We start from the raw sequence: 18,742 nt of genomic DNA, 5'->3' as shown, positions 1-18,742 counted from the left end.
ACGGCATGACGGATCCCGAGTCGCTGCGCCTGCTGGAAGGTTCGCTACGGACGACGATGGCGGCCGCGTCGGGGGTCAAGCTCGATGCGGCGCTGACCGACCTGGGCTGGCGGGACATGCTGGACGAAATGCCCGATGTCGCCGTCCCTTTGGTATTCCGGCTGCTTGGCGAGACCGGCGCCCACGCCCCGGTCCTCAACGACGTGGTGTTACGCGAGTCCGGCGCCGCGCCCGGCGACACCATGCCGCTACCGTTCGCCGGCGGCTCCTGGGTGATTTGGGAGCGCGGCGAGGTCGCCGGTTCGGCGATCGACGAGTTGTTGCCGATACACCGCGTCGCACATGGGGACTCGTTGACCCGGCCGGCCCTGGACGCGGGCAGGCGGGCATTGGGCTGGTGGTTGGTCGGCGCCGGCCGGGCCATGCTGGCGCTGGCGCGCCGGCACGCTTTGGACCGCGTCCAGTTCGGCCGTCACATCAGCTCTTTCCAGGCGATCCGGCACCGGCTGGCCGAGACGCTGGTCGCGATCCAGGGTGCCGAAGCGACGCTGCATGTCGCCACGCATTCCGACGATCACGACGGCCTTGCCTCGCTGCTGGCGAAGGCCGCCGCCGGCCAGGCGGCGCTGACCGCCGCCCGGCACTGCCAGCAGGTGCTCGGCGGGGTCGGCTTCACCGCCGAGCACGCGCTGCACCACCACGTCAAACGGTCGCTGACGCTGGACGGTCTGCTGGGCAACACGCGGGAGCTGACCCGGGATGCCGGAAAGGCTCTGGTGGACAGGGGTTTTGCGCCACGGCTTGCCGAGCTTTAGCCGGCCCCGGAATCCTGATCGCCAGTAGTAGCCTCCCGTTGTCGCTGTGCGGCGAGCAGAATGGCGGGTCCTGAATCTGTGTGACGGATGTGATCTAACGGGTGCGCGTACACTTCGTCTGGCCACCGAGACGATGGGACGCGATGAGTCAGCCCGAGCCTCCTCGAAACGAGCTGGGCGTCGCCTCGCTGCTCGTCGGCGTGGTCGCGCTCCTCACATGCTGGATGCTGCTCGGGGTGCCTTTCGGGATCGCGGCGGTGATCACGGGGGACGCGGCGCGCAGACGGGTCCAGCGGGGCGAAGCGAGCAATCCCCGAACCGCACTGGCGGGCATGGTGTTAGGCGCCGTGTCGATCGCCGCCGGGCTGGTCGCGATCGGGTACTACGCCTGGCGGGACGCCCGCTAATTCCGGGGGAGGCCGAGCACGCGCTCGGCGATGATGTTCCGCTGAATCTCCGACGTGCCGCCGGCGATCGTCGCGGCGAAGGTGCGCGCGTATCGGTCGAACCAGCTGCGGTAATGGCTGTCGAGGTTGAGGGCGGCGAACGGAGCGGTCACCGCGCGGTGCACCAGCCCGTCCGTCTGCGCGGCATTCAACGCGTCCTCCGATGCCCGTTGCAGGGCTTCGGAGCCCAGCAACTTGAGGACCGATTGGGCCGGCACGTCCTCTTCCCCGCGCGCGGCGCGCGACAACGCCACGGACCCCAGTAGGCGCAACGCGTAGGCGTCCATCACCAGGGTGGCGTAGCGATCCCGCTCAAGTGAGCTCGCGGGAGCGAAATCGATGCTCAATTCGTGCAGCAGGTCGACGTACCCCATCCACAGCATCACGCGTTCGTGCCCCAGGGAACCGGTCGCCACCCGCCATCCGCCGTTGAGTTCGCCCACCAGATTCTCGGCCGGCACCCGCGCGTCGGTGAAAAACACCTCATTGAAGTCGACTTCGTCGCTGTCACACATCGACGCGAACGGGCGGCGCACCACCCCCGGCGTATCGGTCGGAATCAGCAGCACGCTAATACCCTTGTGCTTCGGCGCCTTTGGGTCGGTTCGCACGAAGGTCAGCAACACGTCGGCGTCGTGGGCGCCAGAAGTCCACACCTTCTGCCCGTTGACGACGAAGTGGTCGCCGTCAAGCACCGCGCGCGTTTTCAGCGACGCGAGGTCCGAGCCCGCCCCCGGTTCGCTCATTCCCAGCGACGCGGTGATCTCGGCCCGCAATATCGGCGCCGCCCACCTGTGCTGCTGTTCGGGCGTGCCGAAGGTCAACAGCGAGGCCGCGATGATGCCCACGCCCTGCGGGTTGAAGCTTTGATAGATGCGTCGCCGCCCGAGTTCCTCCAAGTACACGTATTGCTGCAGCAGCGTGGCGTTGCGTCCGCCGAACTCGGGCGGATTTCCGGGGAGCAGCCACCCGCTGTCGAACAGCAGCCGCTGCCAGCGGCGGGCCCAGTCCGGCACGTGCGAGCTGGAGCGTGGCCGTTCGAACGCCTCGGCGTCGGAGGGCAGATGCGCGTCCAGGAAGGCGATGAATTCGGAGCGGAACGCCTCCACGTCCGAGTCAAAGGTGAGCTGCACGCGACTCCCCGCAACGGTCGTGAGCACTCCCCCGCGTCGGTAGATCACGATTTCCGCCGACGGCGCGGTTCGCTCTTATGATTACGCTTCCATACACACGTCTAAGAGAATAGTATTCTCGTGACGAGAAAGTTACAATCTCCGACACATGATCCGTGAGGGGGTCGAGCGCAGCGATGTCACGGCGTTCTCCGGTAGAGTCCAATCATGTTCTCCCCTCGCGGCAATCAGCTGAGCCGGCCGTGACCAGTCCGAGCGAAGAGCCGGCCTGGAAGCAGCGCGCCGTCGAGAGGTCGATCAAGACGGCCAAACTGCGTGCCGCGCAACGCGTTCAGCGCTTCCTGGACGCGGCGCAGGCGATCATCATCGAAAAGGGCTCCACGGACTTTACCGTGCAGGAGGTCGTCGACCGGTCCCGCCAGTCGTTGCGCAGCTTCTACCTGCAGTTCGATGGCAAGCATGAACTGCTGCTGGCGCTGTTCGAAGACGCCTTGAGTCGGTCCGCCGACCAGATTCGCGCCGCCACCGAGAGCCAGGCCGATCCCCTGGAACGACTCAAGGTCGCCGTCCAACTCCTCTACGAGGCCTCTCGCCCGGATCCGACGGCCAAGCGGCCGCTGTTCACCGATTTTGCTCCGCGGTTGCTGGTCACACATCCGGCCGAGGTGAAGGTGGCCCATGCCCCCCTGCTGGCTTTGCTGACCGAGCTGATGGAAGCGGCCTACGACGCCGGAGAGCTGCGGGCGGGCGTGAACGCGAAGCGCATGGCCGCTATGACCATGCAAACGGTCATGTTCATCGCGCAATCCAGCGGGGGCTCCGACGACGCGACCATCCACCCCATCACCAGCGAAGAGGTATGGGATTTCTGCTCGCGCGGCTTCGTCGGCTAGCAGCGGCCCCGCCTTCCCGCGAGAACTGATCAAATACCGCACCTCATTTGCTTCGAGAATCGGATTCTCTAATATTTAGAACCACAAATAGCCAAAACGGATTCGGCGTTGACACCTATGACCGGTGGTGACAGAGTGCAAAAGGCGGCGAGACCCGCGAGCCCGGGGGACGCGGTCCCGGTTGCTCTGCGCCGAGGCGTGCGATCAATAGTCAGGAGTTGAGATAGCCATGACCGGACGTGTTGAGGGCAAGGTCGCTTTCGTCACTGGAGCGGCACGCGGTCAGGGCCGCAGCCACGCGGTGCGGTTGGCGCAAGAGGGTGCCGACATCATCGCCATCGACATCTGTAAGCCCATCCGCGAGGGCGTGACGGACACCGCGATCCCGGCCTCGACGCCCGAGGACCTCGCAGAGACGGCGGACCTGGTCAAGGGACACAACCGCAGGATTTTCACCGCCGAAGTCGACGTCCGTGACTTCGGCGCGCTGAAAGCAGCGGTGGACAGCGGTGTGGAACAACTCGGCCGGCTGGACATCATCGTGGCCAACGCCGGAATCGGTAACGGTGGCGACACTTTGGACAAGACCAGCGAAGAAGACTGGACCGAGATGATCGACATCAACTTGGCCGGCGTGTGGAAGACCGTGAAAGCCGGTGTGCCGCATCTATTGTCGGGCGGCAGAGGTGGTTCGATCATCCTGACCAGCTCGGTCGGCGGGCTGAAGGCCTACCCTCATACCGGCCACTACGTCGCCGCCAAGCACGGTGTCGTCGGGTTGATGCGTGCCTTCGGAGTCGAGTTGGGGCAACACATGATTCGGGTCAACTCGGTGCACCCGACCCACGTCAAGACGCCGATGTTGCACAACGATGGCACCTTCAAGATGTTCCGCCCGGACCTGGAGAACCCCGGTCCCGACGACATGGCGCCGATCTGCCAGATGTTCCACATCCTGCCGATTCCGTGGGTGGAGCCGGTCGACGTCAGCAATGCGGTGCTGTTCTTCGCCTCCGACGAATCCCGGTACATCACCGGCGTGACCCTGCCCATCGATGCGGGTAGCTGCTTGAAATAGAGTTCCGTCCCATGGACGGGTTTGAAGGTCGCGGAACGGTCGTCACCGGCGGGGCGAGTGGTATCGGCTTGGCCACCGCCACCGAATTCGCCCGCCGGGGCGCCCGCGTGGTGCTCTCCGATGTCGATAAACCAGGCCTGGAGCAGGCGGTAAACCACCTGCGCGCCCAGGGATTCGACGCGCACGGCGTGGTGTGCGACGTCCGGCATCTCCATGAGATGGTTCACCTCGCGAAAGAATCTTTCCGACTGCTCGGCCGCGTCGACGTCGTCTTCAGCAACGCCGGCATCGTGGTTGCCGGTCCGATCGCGCAGATGACCCACGACGACTGGCGATGGGTCATCGACATCGACCTGTGGGGCAACATCCACGCCGTCGAGGCGTTCTTGCCGAGGCTGCTCGAACAGGGCACGGGCGGACACATCGCCTTCACCGCATCCTTCGCCGGCCTGGTTCCCAACGCCGGCCTCGGGGCGTACGGCGTCGCCAAATACGGGGTGGTCGGCCTGGCCGAGACGCTCGCCCGCGAAGTAAAAGACAGTGGCATCGGCGTATCGGTGCTCTGCCCGATGGTCGTGGAGACGAAGCTGGTCTCCAACTCCGAACGGATCCGCGGCGCGGATTACGGGCTGTCGTCTTCGCCGAAGGCCGCGGACGGGACGTTACCAACTCAGGACGAGGGCGTCGGCGTTGAAGACGTCGCCCGACTGACGGCCGACGCGATCCTGGCCAACCGCCTGTATGTGCTGCCGCACGAGGCCGCCCGCGCGTCGGTCCGCCGCAGGTTCGAGCGCATCGACCGCACCTTCGAAGACCAAGCCGCCGAAGGGTGGAACCACTAACCGGACGGACCGAGCCGGTAATTCCCCGTCTGCGGGTCGTGGTACCAGCCGCTCGCCGCGTGGGTGCCGCCGTCGACGTGCAGGGTCTGCCCGGTCAGGTAGGCCGACATGTCGGAGGCCAGGAACACTGCGACACTGGCGATCTCGTCGACATGGCCGGCACGCCCCAGCGGCACGACGTGGCCGATTCCGGCCAGGGCCGCCTCGCCGCCCAGCTGTGCCAGCCCCTCGGTGAGCGTGATGTCGGGCGCGATCGCATTGACCCGGATGCCGTGTGGCGCCAGTTCCAGCGCCGCGGTCTGGGTGTAGTTGATGACCCCCGCCTTGGCCGCCGCGTAGGCCGCGTAGCCCGGCGCGGCGCGCACCCCCTCGATTGACGTCACCGAGATGATGCTGCCGCCCTGGCCCGCGGACACCAGCTGTCTCGCGACGCGCTGGGTGCACAGCAGCACGTGGCGCAGGTTGGCCCGGTACAGCGCATCCCAGCCGTTCTCACTCGTTTCCAGCAGCGGTGCGGAAAACACCCCTCCGGCGTTGTTCACCAGGATGGAAGGGACGCCGAGCTCTGCGTTCGTGCGCCGCAGCGCGTCGTCGACCTGGGCGCTGTCCCGTACGTCAATCGCGATGCCAAGGGCACCAATGGATTCCGCGGAGTCGACGCAGGTCTGCGGGTCACGTTCCCAGATCGCGACCGACGCGCCGAACGCGGTAAGCCCGGCCGCGACGCCACGGCCGATGCCCGCTCCCCCGCCGGTGACCACCGCCACGCGGCCGGTGAGCATGATGTCCGAGGGATCGATCGCCATCGCCGTGTCACATCGCCGGTTCGTGGCCGATGACGCCGTCGGCCGCCAACTGGGCGATCTCCGCGTCGCTCAATCCGAGTTCGGCCAGCAATTCGTGATTGTGCTGCCCGAGCAGCGGCGCGTGCTGGGTGTGGAACTTCGAGGGCCCGCCGGACGACCTGATCGGCACGGTGCTGAGCCTAGCCGGACCGTTGACCGGGTGGTCGACTTCCTCGAAGAACCCGCGGAATGTCAGCTGATCGAGTTCGGTCTGGCGGTGCGGTTGCATGACCTTGGCCACCGGAACGCCGGCGTCCCACAGGGTTGCGACGATCTCGTCACCGCCGCGGCACCCACACCACGCCGACAACCGCGCGTCGATGTCGGCGTGCCGCTCCTTGCGACCGCCGGCGGTGGCCAGCGTGGGGTCCGTTGCCCAGGAAGGAGACCCGATCGCCGCGCTCAGGGCCTCCCACTGCTCGTCGGTGTTCACCGCGATCGCTACCCAGCTGTCGGACCGGCCGAACTCATCGACATCGGCGCTGCGATAGAGGTTTTGCGGCGCGGCCCTGGGCCCCCGGTTGCCGTCGCGTTCCAGCAGCGCCCCGTAGGCGGAGTATTCGATGAGTTGCTCGGCGGCGATGCTGAGCGCGGCGTCGACCATCGCCGCTTCGACGAACACGCCCCGGCCGGTGCGCCGCCTGTGCGAGAGCGCCAGCAGCACCGCATTCGCGGCGTGCATGCCCGCATTGGGGTCACCGATCGAGTAGGGATCGTAGGGCGTGCGGTCGGCGTATCCCGTCAGCCACGTCAGTCCGGACGCCGCCTCGATGACATAGGCGAAGGCCGGGTTGTCGCGCCACGGCCCGTCCAGGCCGAACCCCGGCATCCGCACCAGCACCGCGTCGGGCTTGATGGCCTGCACGGCAGCGAAATCCAGCCCGATCTGCTCGAGGACGCGGGGCGTGAAATTCTCGACGACCACGTCGCAGGTCGCGATGAACCGGCGCAGTAGCTCCCGCCCGCGGGGGGTCTGCAGGTCCAGCGTCAAGTCTTTCTTGTTGGTGTTGAGCGCCGCGAAAATCGGCGACCGCTCCCACCACTGGGTTTCGGTGACGGGAACGCCGGCGATCAGCCGGGTCCCGTCGGGGCGGCGGACGGACTCGACGTGGATGACGTCGGCGCCCAGCATCGCCAGGAAATGCGTGCAGCATGGGCCGGCCCAGAACGTCGTCAAGTCGAGCACGCGAACCCCGTTCAGGGGCAGCGGGTTTGCCGGCCGGCTCGGCCCGGGGCGGAGGGTCAGGTTTGCGGTCCGATAATGCGCCGTATGCTCCCCCAGCCGCGGCGCCGGTTGGGGCCGGCACAGCAGTGGGGGATGCAGTCGATAAGGATGGCCCGGTTGGACAAACCGGTCGTCGGGGCTGCGCACGAACGAGCCGCGTTCGACGAAGTGGTCAAGGGATGCGACGTTGGCGCCGTTGGCAACCGGAGCGTTGGGTATCCGGAACGCCGTCGCGAGTTCTCGGATCTCCTCCACGGTGTGGTCTTCGAACCACGCGTAGATCTCGTCGGCGTTGAGGTTGGCCCGCTCGGTGATCGTCAGTTCGAGGTGTTCGTCGATCCATTCCGGACGGCCGATCATCGCGCACAGGTCGAACCACTGTTGCGCGGTCCCGCAGCCGACGTCGACGAGTCCGTCCTTGGCGCGGGCGACGCCCGGAACGGTAAGGCGCCGCGCGTCGCGCCACGGCCGCCCGAGCATCTCGAAATAGGTGACGGGATAATAGGTCAGCGACAAGATCTGGGTTTCCAGCATCGACAGGTCCAGGAGTTCGCCGGCGCCGCCGCAGGTTCGGCCGTAGCGCGATGCCAGCATCGCCGCGCTCGCGTGGACGCCGGCCATGTACTCGCCGACCTGTCCGCCGACGAACACCGGCGCCCGGCCCGGTTCGCCACGGCCGAGGCCGATGATGCCGCCCGACCATGCCTGCAGCGTGAATTCGGTGGCCGCACGGTCACGCCACGGCCCCTGGAGGCCGAAGGGCGTGATCGACATGACGGTGAGATGCGGGTAGCGGCGGTGCATTGCCGTAGGCGAAAAATCGTCGTGTTCGGCGACTTTCGAGCCGCCCGACCACACCACCGCATCGGCGGCCGAGAGCAGCCTGTCGACCAGCTCGACGTCGTCTTCGATGCCCGGATCCGCGACGACGCTGTGCTTTGCTCCGGCCAGAAAGCTGAACAGCGCGCCGTCACCGCCGGGTGGTATGCGGGTGCCGGAGGCGGACCATGAACGCAGTGGATCGCCCTTCGGCGGCTCGACTTTGACGACGTCGGCCCCGCCGTCGGCGAGCAACTTGGTGCAGTAGGCGCCCGCTATCCCGGTGGACAGGTCGACCACGGCATAGCCGGCCAACGGTGGTTCGGGGGTCGGTTCCGCCACTACCGCTTCCGCTTTCGGTCGGTGTCTTTCTTGGCGCCCTTGCGCCCCTTCTTGCTCGGCCGCCATTCCGGTGGCAACTTACCGTCGTTGTCTCTCACCGCCCCGCCCAGCCCGGCGATCGTGGGCGCATTCAGCTGATCCGGCCGATCGAACGTGATGGGGCGATGCGGGTCTCGCCATCCTTGTGGTACCTGACGATCTCCTCGGCGGAGGGTTCCGAGTTGCCGGACATGACTATTCGTGCCACGACGGGCTGCAAGTCAGCACCTCGGGTCCGTCGGCGGAGATGAGTACCGCCTCCCGCCCGAAGACGGCACCGGTTCCCTGCTCCCACACGTAGCCAGTCACGGCCAACACCATGCCGGCCTCGAGCCGTTCCCCCGCGGCGGTCGCCGGCAGGCGATTGGAGATGACGGGTGGGTCAAAGCCCATGCCCAGCCCGCGGGCGACCGGCATCGGCGGCGCGGCCTCCCCCGCGGCCTCGTAGGCGGACAACAACTCACCTGCTCCGGTTCCGGGTTGGCATGCGGCTAGCAGCCTGTCCCACAGGCTGTTCCAGCGCCGATACAGCGCCGCCGCACCGCGGGCCGCGCCGGCCGGCCAGGTGCGTCCAACCTCGCCGACGTAGCCACCGGCCAGCACACCGGCCGAGAACGCCACCAGGTCGCCATCTTTCACCCGGCCGTCGCTGGTGGCTAGCCGCCACGGGTGGTCTGGCGAGGTCACCCATGCGACATCCTGGTTCGACGGCGTGCTCACCCCGCCGGCCGCGACGGCCTCCAGCAGGACGCCGGCGAGCGCCTGTTCGGTTACCCCGGGCCGCAATTCGGACACGGCAGCGGCCAAGCCCGACTCGGCGACCGCGATTGCCTCGCGCAACGGGACCAGTTCCTCGGCCGTCTTGATGCGCCGGGCGGCGCGCATCGCCAGTTCGCCGTCCACGAGTTCCGCGTTGGGGAACGCCGTCGGCAACAACTGCGCGAACACAGGTGAGATCGCGTCGGTTCCGACGCGCCGGGCGGCGGCGGCCCCGTCGATGCGCTGCAGCGCCGACACGGTGTTCATCGGGTTCCACGTGATCCCGTAGAGGTTTTCGTGCGGGATGTCGTCGGGGACGCCCTCATCCCAGGTGCTGAGCAGATGGATCGCGCCGGTGTCGCGCACCAGCACACACGTCGGGCCGAACGGCCGGGTGCCGGCGACCCACAACTGCGGCGCGCCGGTGACGTATCGGACGTTGGCTTGGCGGCCGAGAACCAGGACGTCGAGGTCGCGCGCCGCCATCTGATCCAGCACACGCCGGCGGCGACCCGAGCGCAGCGCACGGTCGTCGGGGCAAACTTCAACTGACATGGGAGCCATAAGGGTCATAGGGGTAGTCGGTCAAGCGGATCCAGCCCTCCTCGGTGATTACCAAGACCTCTTCGCTGCGGTAACCGCCGGTGCCGTCCTCCCACACGACCGGCTCCAAGACCAGCACCATGCCGGGCCGCAGGACGAAGCTCTCGTCGAAGTCGGCGCCGAGATCGGTTCCGATCATGGGCATTTCGGCGGCGTTCACACCGATCCCGTGGCCCAGGTAGAAGTGCGGCAGCCACGGCTTGCTCCCGCCATTGGCTTCGATGGCGGCCCGGCCCAGATCGGCCGCCGTGACGCCGGCTTTGGCGACACCGAGAACGGCGGTCATGATCTCGAACCACCGGTCGAACTGCGCCCGCTGGCGTGGCGACGGGTCCCTGCCGACGATCCACGTGCGGCCGAAATCCGAGCAGTAGCCCCGGTAGGTGATGCTGACGTCGGTCCACAGCACGTCGCCCTCGGCGAGCACCCGCTCGGTGGTCAGCAGCGGCAACGCCAGGTCGCCGTGCGTGGTCCATACGCCGTCGGCCTTGCTCGGCGGCATCACCTGCCAGATCGGTTCGAGCATGCTGGCGGTGGCACCCAACTCGAAGGCCCGCCGCAAAAAGCTCGCCGACAACTCGATCTGGCGAATCCCCGGAGCCAGTCGCTTGTGCACCTCCACCATCGCCTCGTCGGTGATGCGGATGGCGGTGCGCATGCACGACAACTCGTCCGGCGTCTTCACCGACTTGGCGGCGCTCACAACGGCCGCGGCATCGACGGGCGGACCGCCGGGAAACAGCGACTTCGCGGCGCGCGACATGGCGCCGGTGCACTCGTCGACCGCGATCACCGCCTGGGCCGGGATCAAGCCGGCCAGCAGGCGCGCGAATTCTTGGACGCCCTCGTCGAATTCGAGATAGACCGGGCCGTGCACATGATCGGTGGGCAGGTCCGACTCCTGCGACGCGCCCTCACGGAACGGCAGGAACAGGTGCGGCCACTCGTCCCCGGCGAGCACGACGGCGACCGGCCGCTCCACATAGGACAGCCCGGCGTCGCCGAGCGGCCAACTCGTCCCGGTGGCATAGACCACCGCGCTGTTGCCCAGCAGGATCAGCGCGTCGACGCCGCGTTCGGCCATCGCCGAGCGGAGCCGGTCCCCTGTTTCGCGGCGCATGCGGCCCAGGTCTGGCGTCTCGGGGATCACCAGGCTGCTGGTGCCCGCGCCCGCTTGCGCGAACGTCGTCATCGGGTCTCCTACAGGCCCAGAAATGCGGTGATGTTGCCGCTCACGATCTTCGCGGCGTCGGCGGGGCCGACCGCGTCCACGACGGCGGCCAGCGACTTCTCGGAATACCCGTAGGTGCTTTCGTTGTGCGGGTAGTCGCTGGACCACATCACCTTGTCCACACCGATCTTGTCGATCAGCTGCAGGCCGAGCGGGTCGACCATGAACGACGCGCTCATATGGTTGTCCCAGTAGTACCGCACGTCGTGCTGCAACGGGCGGTTGAACATGTGCTGGTAGGAGGCGACCAGGTGCTCGGCGTCCTGCAACGCCCACGGAACCCAGGCGATGCCGCCCTCGAACCAGCCGATCCGCAGGCCGGGATGATCGTCGAGGATGCCGCCAAAGATGTACTTGGCGAACGTCTCCCGGAAGCCGTCGATGTTGATCATCATCCCGACCACGACGCTGTTGAACTCGGTCGGGCTCTTCGGCGGCGTCTCCCCGATGTGGTGGGTGACCGGAAGGCCGGCGGCTTCGATCTCATCCCACACCGGGCTCATCGACGTGCTGGAGTAGTCGATCGGGTTGCCGTCGTCATCCTTGCCCGGGTTCAGTGGCATCAAAAAAGTCTTGAGCCCCAGTGACTTCAGCTCGTCCAGCGTCCGTCGGGTCCCTTGGGGGTCCCACCAGTTGATCAGGCCGGCGCCGTAGAAGTGGCCATCCGAGCGTTCCTGGAGCTCGGCGATGTACTCGTTGTAGATGCGGAAGGCCAGTTCGCGAAGTTTCTTGTCCGGGTAATGGAACAGCGCCAGGATCGCGTTGGGGAACGCCAGTTCCTTTTCGACGCCGTCGTCGTGCAGCTCCTGGATGCGCGCCTCGATGTTGGTGCTTGCCGCGCCCGGAAGGTCGTCGTATTGCATCAGCACCGCACTGAAGTCACCCGGCAGGAACGACTGACCCTTGCGGCCGACTTGGTAGGCGCCGTCCTCGTACCAGATCCGCGGCGCTTTGTCCTTGAGGTCGTCGGGAAAGCGTTGGTAGAAAATGTCATCCGCCAGCGAGATGTGGTTGTCCGCGGAGAACACCACGGTTCCCGGCGGCAGGCCGACGTCCGCGCCCGAGGCGTGGCCGCGGCGATCCTTGGGGGCGCCGAAGCCGCCGGGCGGATAGAGCGAAACGGTGCTTGTTTGAGTCGTCATCGTTGACCCTCCATTCGGATCGGCGTTGTGAGCGTAGCGACCCGGGGGCTACCAGGTCACCGGAAGTTCGTAGACGCCGTAGGCGAGTCGGTCGTCTTTGAGGGGCACGTCCTCGACCGGGACGGCCAGTTCGAGCGTCGGGATGCGGCGGAGCAGGGTGCGGTACACGATTTGCAGCTCGGCGCGGGCGAGCTGCTGTCCCACGCACTGATGCCGGCCGTAGCCGAAAGCGACGTTGCGGTCGGCCCCCGAGCGGTGCAGGTACAACCGGTCGGGCTCGGGGAATGCGTGCGGATCCCAGTTGGCCGGGGCCAGGTCGATGATGATCCCTTCGCCGGCGCGGATCGTCTCGCCGGCGATGTGGATGTCTTCGAGCGCGACGCGACGCTGACCGTTCTGAATGATGCTGAGGTAGCGCAACAATTCCTCGACCGCGCTGGCAACGACCTTGGGGTCCTCGGCGTCGCGCAACACCGCCAACTGGTCCGGGTTCATCAGCAGCGCGAGCACCCCGAGGCCGATCATGTTCGAGGTGGTCTCGTGCCCGGCGATCAGCAACCCGGTACCCAGCTGCGCCGCCTCTTTCACGCTCAGCTCGCCGGCCTTCACCCGCTCGGCGAGATCGGACACCGCATCCTCGCCCGGATCCTCCATCTTGGCCTCGATGAGCTGCGCGAGATACCTGTTCAGGCTCATGGCGCCCTTGACGGTGTCTTCGCCCGTCGCGTACCGCGCGAGCCCGACATTCGCGTGGTGCTGGAACATGTCGGCGTCCTCGTACGGGACCCCGAGCAACTGGCTGATCACCAACGACGGAACCGGCAACGCCAGCGCGGTGATCACGTCGGCGGGCCGCGGGCCGGCCAGCATCGCATCGATGTGATCGTCGGTGATCTGCTGGATGGCCGGGCGCAGACCCTCAACGCGCTTGAACGTGAAGGGTTTCGACAGCATGCGCCGAAACCGGGTGTGCTCTTCCCCGTCGGCGGTGAAGACCGAACGCGGCCGCTTGTGCACCGTGGACAACATGCCCGCGTTCCAGTGCGGAAAACCGGCCAGCCGGTCGTCGACGCTGACCCGGGAATCCGAGAACAGCTCCCGCACCTGCTCGTACCCGGTGATGAGCCACGGTGTGCTGCCGTCCCAGATCCGGACCCGGGACAGCGGTCGCATCTTGGCCAGCGCCATCACACCAGGCGGCGGCGCGAACGGGCAGCCCACCTGCCTCGGCATCGGATAATCCGGGATCCCGGATGCCGCCTCGGCCGCGGAAGTGTTGGTCAGCGTTTCCGACATGTCATTCCTCGATGTGGATGGCGAGCGCGGGGCAGGCCGCGGCTGCCCGCCGGGCGCCGTCGGCCTGTTCGGGCGATGGACTGGGGTTGAGCAGAACCACGACGCCGTCATCGTCGCGCTGGTCGAACACCTCGGGCGCGTTCAACACGCAGTTCCCCGATGACGCGCAGACGTCTTGGTCGACAGCCACTTTCATCTGCAGACCTTTCACTCGTACGGCGTGACGGGCGCAAGCCACAAGCCCACGATGGCGTCGATGAGGCCCGATGCCGCGGCCCGCCAAGACCGCTGGGACGGTGAAGCACCCGCGGCCAGCGCTCGTTCCCGATCGGCGCACGTGTGCATCAACAGGTTGCGGGCCATGATGTTTCGTTCGAAGTGCACTTCGGCCGGCAGGTCGGGCAGGCAGCGGTTGATGCCGTCGACGACCTGGACCAGCGACGGTGAGCTCAGCGCGCCCTTGACGATGATGTTGTAGTACGCGGGATCGGTCATCGCCTGCGCCGCGAACCGCGCATACCAAGTGGGATTGCCGAGCTCCTCCAGGTGATCGGTCAGCGGGCGCACCAGGCAGGCGACCCAATCCCTCATCCCCGGGGATTTCTTCGAGTCGAGCAACTCGGCCACCATCTGCTCGCGCAACTGCTCGACCGGCCGGCGGTGCTTGTGTTCGATCGCCCGGACCAGATCGGCCTTGGTGCCGAAGTGGTAGCCCACCGCGGCGTTATTGCCCTGGCCGGCGGCCTCGCTCACCTGACGGTTCGACACCGCGAACATGCCGTGCTCGGCGTACAACCGCTCGGCCGCGACCAAGATCGCTTCCTGCGTGGAACTGGCCCGCTCGGTTCGCACGGTCCGGCCGATGGTGGTCACCCGGACAGTCAACCGCGGCCGCGCGATTAAGTCAAGCGATTGATTTAATTCGCCATTCGCCATTCGCCGTTCGCCGTGCGACGGCGTCGCTTCGGTGCCACATGGCGGACAGCGGGTGACAAAGGTCCCTCGCCCGGGTCGGCCCCACTGGGTCACGATGGCTTCTTGCGCGGCGGCGACGTGGCGGTGTCAGGACGGTGAACCATTGCGGGGGTAGGCATGTTGTCAGCCAGCCGGGTAGCGGCGATCGAGGAATCCGCGTGGTTCCAATCGAAGTGGTCGCCGTACCTGTTGGCCGACGCCGACTTGCGCATCCGCGCAGTGAATTCCGCCTGCGAACGCGTGTCGGGGCATCCGCGCGAAGAGCTGCTGGGCCACCAGCTGTTCGACGTCTTTCCGGACAACCCGGCTGATCCTGAAGCGGACGGGGTGGCCAACGTCTCCGCGTCGCTGGAGTGGGTCTTCCGCCGTGGGGTTCGGCACTGGATGGGGGTCCAGCGCTACGACCTTCCCGACCGGCGGAACCCGGGCGCGTTCGTCTACCGGGTCTGGACACCGATGAACGACCCGATCAAGGACGGCAAGAAGACCGTCGCCGTCCTGCAGCACGCCCAGGACGTCACCCGCGTCGTACCCCCGACGCCGGAGGAGCGCGCGTATCCGAAACTTTTCGAGTTGAGGCGCGCGGCCGAGGTGCTCGGGCGCCAATTTCCCGATCTCCCCAGCGAAGCGGTGCTCGGCGTGCTGACGCACTCGCACAGCGTGATCACGGAAAGCGCTGGCGCCGAGGACCTTGAGCGCGCGCAGGCACTCGCGAAGCTACGGCTGGAAACCCACGCCGGACATCCAGCGCAAGAGCCCTGACGCGGCGCCCTCACTCGCCCTTGCGGGGGCGGATCACCTTGCCGGCGGACGTCCCCCCGTCTACCGGCAGCACCGTACCGGTGACATAGCGCGACCGGTCGGTGGCGAAGTACAACGCCGCCTCGGCGACGTCCTCGGGCGTGCCCTCCCGCTTCAGTGGCCGGTCGTCGCGCATCCCCTGCCGAATTTTCGCCTCGAACCGCGCCAGCTCATCCGGATCCACGTCGACCGCCGACGACGCCAGGATAGGGGTGGGGATGCTGCCGGGGGCAATCGCGTTGACCCGAATCTCATGGCGCGCCAACTCGATTGCCGCCGACTTGGTGAACTGGACGACCGCGGCCTTCGAAGCACGGTAGATCATCACCCCGCCGCCCGCCTGGATTCCGCCGATCGACGTCAGGTTGATGATCGATCCGCCGCCGTTTTCGGCCATGTGGCGAGCGGCATCCCGGGTGCCGGCCATCACCCCCAGGACGTTGACCCCCATCACCCGGTGAAAGTCGGCGAGATCGTCGTCGAGCAGCCGGCGCAGGGGGCTGGAAATCCCGGCGTTGTTCACCATCACGTGCAGGCCGCCGAATCTCTCGACGGTGGTGGCGACCAAAGCCCCGACCTGTTCGGGATCGGAGACGTCCGTGCGCCGGAACAACGCCCCGGCGCCCAACGTGGCGGACAGCTCCTCGCCCCGGTCCGCCTCGACGTCGGCGATGACCACCCGCGACCCCTCGGCAACGAACCGTTCCGCTATCCCGCGACCGATTCCCGACGCGCCGCCGGTAACGATGGCAACCTTGCCAGCCAGTTCGTTGACCACCCGACGAGTTAATCCGCGTCGACCAGGTTAAGTCAAGCAGTTGATTTAAGCGGTCGGAGGGAGAGGGTACGGCCCGAGGGTTCCCCTTGTCCCGCGCACCGGCCATGCTGAGGGGACCAGTTCATCGGGAAACTCGGGAGGGCTCGACATGAAGGTATTGGTCATCGGGGGCAGCGGACTCATCGGGTCGCAGGTCATCGCCAATCTGACGGAGTTGGGGCACGAGGCGGTGTCAGCCTCGCCGCGGTCGGGGGTCGACTCCGTGACCGGCGAAGGTCTCGCCGAGGCCGTGGCGGGCGTGCACACGGTGGTAGACGTGTCGAATTCGCCGTCGTGGGCCGACGACGATGTGCTGAACTTCTTCACCACCTCCACCCGCAACCTGCTGGAGGCGGAGCGGGCCGCCGGCGTGCAGCACCATGTAGCCCTCTCGATCGTGGGCGCCGATCGCACCCAGGAGAGCGGCTACATGCGGGCCAAGGTCGCCCAGGAGAAGCTGATCAAGGAATCGGGACAGCCGTACTCGATCGTGCGGGCGACGCAGTTCTTCGAATTCGTCAGCGGCATCGCCGATTCGGCGACCGACGGCGACACTGTTCGCCTGCCGCATGCGGCGTTCCAGCCCATCGCCGCCAAGGACGTCGCCGCGGCCGTAAGCCGCGCAGCGGCCGGTGAGCCGACCAATGGGGTCACCAACATCGCGGGTCCCGAAAAGCTGGGCATGGACGACTTCGCCCGCGCCAGCCTGGCCGCGGACGGCGATGCACGCCAGGTCGTGACCGATCCGACGGCGCGCTACTACGGCGCCGAACTCGATGACCACAGCATCGTTCCCATCGACGGGGAAGACCCGACGATCTACTCCACCCGCTTCAGCGACTGGAAGGCCAGTCAAACTCCCAGCGGTGCGCGCTAGCCGGCCGCGGAAAGCCACCGGGGGGTGAGACCGATGCCACGAGTCGCATTGATCACCGGAGCAAGCCGGGGAATCGGGGCGGCGACCGCGCGGGTCCTGGCCGAGGCGGGCATGCGGGTGGTGGTCAACCACCGCGCGAGCGCGCCGGAAGCGGAGGAGGTGGTGGCCGGCATCACCGCGGCCGGCGGCGAAGCCGTCGCGATTCAGGCCGATGTCACCGTGCCCGGCGACGTGTCGGCGATGGTCGACGAAATCGCGCAGCGCTGGGGCGGGGCCGACGTGCTGGTCCACAATGCGCTGATCCCGTTCGTCGTCACCTCGTTCGCCGACCTCACCTGGGAACAACTGGGTGGCAAGGTGAACACCGAGCTGCACGCCGCATACCTGTTGACCAAATCTGTTGTACCGCACATGATTTCCCGCGAATATGGCCGGTTGATCTATCTGAGCACCGGACTTTCGCGTCGTCCGCGCGAAGGGATGATCGCGCTGGGCACGGCGAAGGCGGCGCTGGACCAGTTCGTCCGATACGTCGCACTCGAGCTGGCGCCGCACGGGATCACCGCGAATCTCGTCGCGCCCGCCACCGTGGGCGGCACGACGGTGACCGGGCAGCTCTCCTCCGAGCGGGTGCGTCAGCTCGGAGAGGCCGCGCCGATGGGTAGGCTCGTCACCCCCGAGGAGGTCGCCCACACGATCGCGTTCTTGGCCAGTGCGGACTCGGGTTTCACCACCGGGCACTATCTGCCGGTCAACGGCGGCCTGGCGATGGACTGAACACCGTGCACACCATCGATTTGGCCTACGTCGGGCGCGGCATTCACGAAGAACTGGTCGCGTATGTGGCCGATCAGGAGGGTTACTTCCACGATGAGGGGGTGCACGTGGCGGTGCGGGACGGAATAGGCTGGGACACAGAGCGTCTGCGCTCCTGCGCGACGATCGGCCTCGGACGTGCCGTGTTGTCGCGACTGACGCACGGCATCGAATGGACGGTCCTGAGCGTCAACACGCACCGTCCGCTGTTCTGGTTCCTGGGCGGCGCCGGGGTGAGATCCATGGCGGATCTTCGCGGGCGCCGGCTTGCGGTGCACGCACCGCACACCGCGCCGGGCTGCTTCGCCCGAATCGTGCTGCGTCGGCACGGCCTTGATCCCGATCACGACCTCGAGTGTGTGGTGCGCGCGCCCGGTGACTACCAGATGGATTTGAGGAAGCTGCGGGATAAGTCGATCGACGCCGCGTATGTCGGGAGCACTCTTGATCCCGAGCAGGTCGCCGAGGAGGAAGGCTTCCACGCGCTGGCCTGGGTGGGAGATCACTTCCAGATTCCCACCGTCGGAGTCGCTGTGGATCCGACCCGGCTTCCGATCGACAGCCCGGCTGTCCAAGCGGTGGTGCGGGCCAACCGACGTGCCCTGAAGACCATGGCGGAACGGCCCGATTTGGCGATCGGCCACATGGCGTCATTCTTGAACCGGCTGACGGTCGCCGAACTGCAACGCCACTACGAGCACTACATCGGTCCGTACTTCACCGCCGACGGCCGGGTGCACCTCGATACCGCCCAGCGCGCGCTCGACGCGGTCGCCGCCGAACTCGGCGTCACGCCGCTGCCGGCCCAGCGGATCTACCAGCCTGCCGTCTAGCCGGGCACTGAAAAACGAGGTCGGTTCATGTTCGCTTCGGCCGCGCGGCGCTGCTCGCCGCCCACGATCGGTGCTGCCCGTTGCGCTCCGCGGGCCGCCCGGACGCGGTATAAGA

The 18,742-nt window shown here is 67.2% G+C and carries 19 protein-coding genes and 1 pseudogene; 9 read left to right on the top strand and 11 right to left on the bottom strand.

The features are described 5' to 3' along the window. The first annotated feature begins 5 nt into the window (after window positions 1-5). Together A5704_RS21940 and A5704_RS21935 are read left to right on the top strand one after the other, a co-directional pair. Window positions 6-815, top strand: a complete 810-nt coding sequence (locus A5704_RS21940) for an acyl-CoA dehydrogenase family protein (RefSeq protein ID WP_067891057.1) — start codon at window positions 6-8, stop codon at window positions 813-815. A gap of 143 nt (window positions 816-958) precedes the next feature. Continuing rightward, the gene (locus A5704_RS21935) at window positions 959-1,222 is read left to right on the top strand and encodes a DUF4190 domain-containing protein (RefSeq protein WP_067759618.1); all 264 of its coding nucleotides are present in this window, start codon (window positions 959-961) and stop codon (window positions 1,220-1,222) included. Here the strand turns inward: A5704_RS21935 and A5704_RS21930 are convergent. After that, on the bottom strand, window positions 1,219-2,394 hold the full coding sequence (locus A5704_RS21930; RefSeq protein WP_067891041.1) for an acyl-CoA dehydrogenase family protein: 1,176 nt from the start codon (window positions 2,392-2,394) through the stop codon (window positions 1,219-1,221). The two genes, A5704_RS21935 and A5704_RS21930, sit on opposite strands and share 4 nt — an antisense overlap. A 242-nt stretch (window positions 2,395-2,636) precedes the next feature. On the opposite strand from A5704_RS21930, the gene A5704_RS21925 reads away from it, so the two are divergent. The 3 genes from A5704_RS21925 to A5704_RS21915 all read left to right on the top strand — a co-directional run bounded on the left by A5704_RS21925 (window position 2,637) and on the right by A5704_RS21915 (window position 5,207). Next, window positions 2,637-3,287, top strand: a complete 651-nt coding sequence (locus tag A5704_RS21925) for a TetR/AcrR family transcriptional regulator (protein WP_067759625.1) — start codon at window positions 2,637-2,639, stop codon at window positions 3,285-3,287. A gap of 229 nt (window positions 3,288-3,516) precedes the next feature. After that, window positions 3,517-4,365: a mycofactocin-coupled SDR family oxidoreductase gene (locus A5704_RS21920; protein ID WP_067781469.1), complete on the top strand. Its 849-nt coding sequence runs from the start codon at window positions 3,517-3,519 to the stop codon at window positions 4,363-4,365. 11 nt (window positions 4,366-4,376) lie between these two features. Then, entirely contained in the window at window positions 4,377-5,207 is an 831-nt protein-coding gene (locus A5704_RS21915; RefSeq protein WP_067759635.1) for an SDR family NAD(P)-dependent oxidoreductase, read from the top strand. On the opposite strand, the gene A5704_RS21910 is transcribed toward A5704_RS21915, so the two are convergent. From A5704_RS21910 to A5704_RS21875, 9 genes and pseudogenes are all read right to left on the bottom strand, one after another. After that, the gene (locus A5704_RS21910) at window positions 5,204-6,013 is read right to left on the bottom strand and encodes an SDR family NAD(P)-dependent oxidoreductase (RefSeq protein ID WP_067891037.1); all 810 of its coding nucleotides are present in this window, start codon (window positions 6,011-6,013) and stop codon (window positions 5,204-5,206) included. The two genes, A5704_RS21915 and A5704_RS21910, sit on opposite strands and share 4 nt — an antisense overlap. 7 nt (window positions 6,014-6,020) lie before the next feature. Continuing rightward, window positions 6,021-8,438, bottom strand: coding sequence for a CaiB/BaiF CoA-transferase family protein (locus A5704_RS21905; RefSeq protein WP_231969199.1), 2,418 nt, complete (start codon window positions 8,436-8,438; stop codon window positions 6,021-6,023). Window positions 8,439-8,551: 113 nt separating this feature from the next. Continuing rightward, a pseudogene (locus tag A5704_RS29865) lies at window positions 8,552-8,670 on the bottom strand (enoyl-CoA hydratase/isomerase family protein); the annotation flags it as partial. 2 nt (window positions 8,671-8,672) lie between these two features. After that, entirely contained in the window at window positions 8,673-9,791 is a 1,119-nt protein-coding gene (locus A5704_RS21900; protein WP_067759643.1) for a Xaa-Pro peptidase family protein, read from the bottom strand. Further along, window positions 9,781-11,031: a Xaa-Pro peptidase family protein gene (locus A5704_RS21895; RefSeq protein WP_067759648.1), complete on the bottom strand. Its 1,251-nt coding sequence runs from the start codon at window positions 11,029-11,031 to the stop codon at window positions 9,781-9,783. Before A5704_RS21895 ends, A5704_RS21900 begins: the two co-directional genes overlap by 11 nt. Window positions 11,032-11,039: 8 nt before the next feature. Then, the gene (locus A5704_RS21890; RefSeq protein ID WP_197505044.1) at window positions 11,040-12,101 is read right to left on the bottom strand and encodes an amidohydrolase family protein; all 1,062 of its coding nucleotides are present in this window, start codon (window positions 12,099-12,101) and stop codon (window positions 11,040-11,042) included. A gap of 159 nt (window positions 12,102-12,260) precedes the next feature. Then, the gene (locus A5704_RS21885; protein WP_067891034.1) at window positions 12,261-13,508 is read right to left on the bottom strand and encodes a cytochrome P450; all 1,248 of its coding nucleotides are present in this window, start codon (window positions 13,506-13,508) and stop codon (window positions 12,261-12,263) included. Between the two features lies 1 nt (window position 13,509). Next, the gene (locus tag A5704_RS21880; protein WP_067759844.1) at window positions 13,510-13,704 is read right to left on the bottom strand and encodes a ferredoxin; all 195 of its coding nucleotides are present in this window, start codon (window positions 13,702-13,704) and stop codon (window positions 13,510-13,512) included. A gap of 11 nt (window positions 13,705-13,715) precedes the next feature. Beyond that, window positions 13,716-14,381 (bottom strand): TetR family transcriptional regulator, encoded by a 666-nt coding sequence (locus A5704_RS21875; protein WP_067759664.1) that lies wholly within the window; start codon window positions 14,379-14,381, stop codon window positions 13,716-13,718. Between the two features lie 219 nt (window positions 14,382-14,600). Here A5704_RS21875 and A5704_RS21870 point away from each other — a divergent pair, with 219 nt between their 5' ends. Beyond that, window positions 14,601-15,245 carry a PAS domain-containing protein gene (locus A5704_RS21870; protein ID WP_067781453.1) on the top strand — a complete coding sequence of 215 codons (645 nt, stop codon included), beginning with the start codon at window positions 14,601-14,603 and terminating at the stop codon, window positions 15,243-15,245. Between the two features lie 10 nt (window positions 15,246-15,255). On the opposite strand, the gene A5704_RS21865 is transcribed toward A5704_RS21870, so the two are convergent. Beyond that, window positions 15,256-16,062, bottom strand: a complete 807-nt coding sequence (locus tag A5704_RS21865) for an SDR family NAD(P)-dependent oxidoreductase (RefSeq protein WP_067759673.1) — start codon at window positions 16,060-16,062, stop codon at window positions 15,256-15,258. Window positions 16,063-16,210: 148 nt separating this feature from the next. Here A5704_RS21865 and A5704_RS21860 point away from each other — a divergent pair, with 148 nt between their 5' ends. Genes A5704_RS21860 through A5704_RS21850 form a run of 3 tightly spaced genes read left to right on the top strand, consistent with a single transcriptional unit; the run spans window position 16,211 to window position 18,627 of the window. Continuing rightward, on the top strand, window positions 16,211-16,978 hold the full coding sequence (locus tag A5704_RS21860) for an SDR family oxidoreductase (RefSeq protein WP_067759678.1): 768 nt from the start codon (window positions 16,211-16,213) through the stop codon (window positions 16,976-16,978). Between the two features lie 33 nt (window positions 16,979-17,011). Then, window positions 17,012-17,755, top strand: coding sequence for an SDR family NAD(P)-dependent oxidoreductase (locus A5704_RS21855; RefSeq protein ID WP_067759683.1), 744 nt, complete (start codon window positions 17,012-17,014; stop codon window positions 17,753-17,755). Window positions 17,756-17,760: 5 nt separating this feature from the next. Continuing rightward, complete coding sequence (locus A5704_RS21850; protein WP_067759688.1) at window positions 17,761-18,627, top strand: ABC transporter substrate-binding protein; 867 nt, start codon at window positions 17,761-17,763, stop codon at window positions 18,625-18,627. The last annotated feature ends 115 nt before the right edge of the window (window positions 18,628-18,742 follow it).

This window comes from Mycobacterium sp. E735, assembly GCF_001666955.1.
Lineage (GTDB): Bacteria > Actinomycetota > Actinomycetes > Mycobacteriales > Mycobacteriaceae > Mycobacterium.
The sequence above is the reverse complement of the archived record's forward strand: the minus strand, read 5'-3'. Positions and strand labels throughout refer to the sequence as shown.

Bases quoted from the DNA above. Each gene is read 5' to 3' on its own strand.
- A5704_RS21940 (WP_067891057.1), top strand. From the start codon at position 6: ATGACGGATCCCGAGTCGCTGCGCCTGCTGGAAGGTTCGCTACGGACG.
- A5704_RS21935 (WP_067759618.1), top strand. From the start codon at position 959: ATGAGTCAGCCCGAGCCTCCTCGAAACGAGCTGGGCGTCGCCTCGCTG.
- A5704_RS21920 (WP_067781469.1), top strand. From the start codon at position 3,517: ATGACCGGACGTGTTGAGGGCAAGGTCGCTTTCGTCACTGGAGCGGCA.
- A5704_RS21915 (WP_067759635.1), top strand. From the start codon at position 4,377: ATGGACGGGTTTGAAGGTCGCGGAACGGTCGTCACCGGCGGGGCGAGT.
- A5704_RS21910 (WP_067891037.1), bottom strand. From the start codon at position 6,013: ATGGCGATCGATCCCTCGGACATCATGCTCACCGGCCGCGTGGCGGTG.
- A5704_RS21900 (WP_067759643.1), bottom strand. From the start codon at position 9,791: ATGTCAGTTGAAGTTTGCCCCGACGACCGTGCGCTGCGCTCGGGTCGC.
- A5704_RS21895 (WP_067759648.1), bottom strand. From the start codon at position 11,031: ATGACGACGTTCGCGCAAGCGGGCGCGGGCACCAGCAGCCTGGTGATC.
- A5704_RS21885 (WP_067891034.1), bottom strand. From the start codon at position 13,508: ATGTCGGAAACGCTGACCAACACTTCCGCGGCCGAGGCGGCATCCGGG.
- A5704_RS21880 (WP_067759844.1), bottom strand. From the start codon at position 13,704: ATGAAAGTGGCTGTCGACCAAGACGTCTGCGCGTCATCGGGGAACTGC.
- A5704_RS21870 (WP_067781453.1), top strand. From the start codon at position 14,601: ATGTTGTCAGCCAGCCGGGTAGCGGCGATCGAGGAATCCGCGTGGTTC.
- A5704_RS21860 (WP_067759678.1), top strand. From the start codon at position 16,211: ATGAAGGTATTGGTCATCGGGGGCAGCGGACTCATCGGGTCGCAGGTC.
- A5704_RS21855 (WP_067759683.1), top strand. From the start codon at position 17,012: ATGCCACGAGTCGCATTGATCACCGGAGCAAGCCGGGGAATCGGGGCG.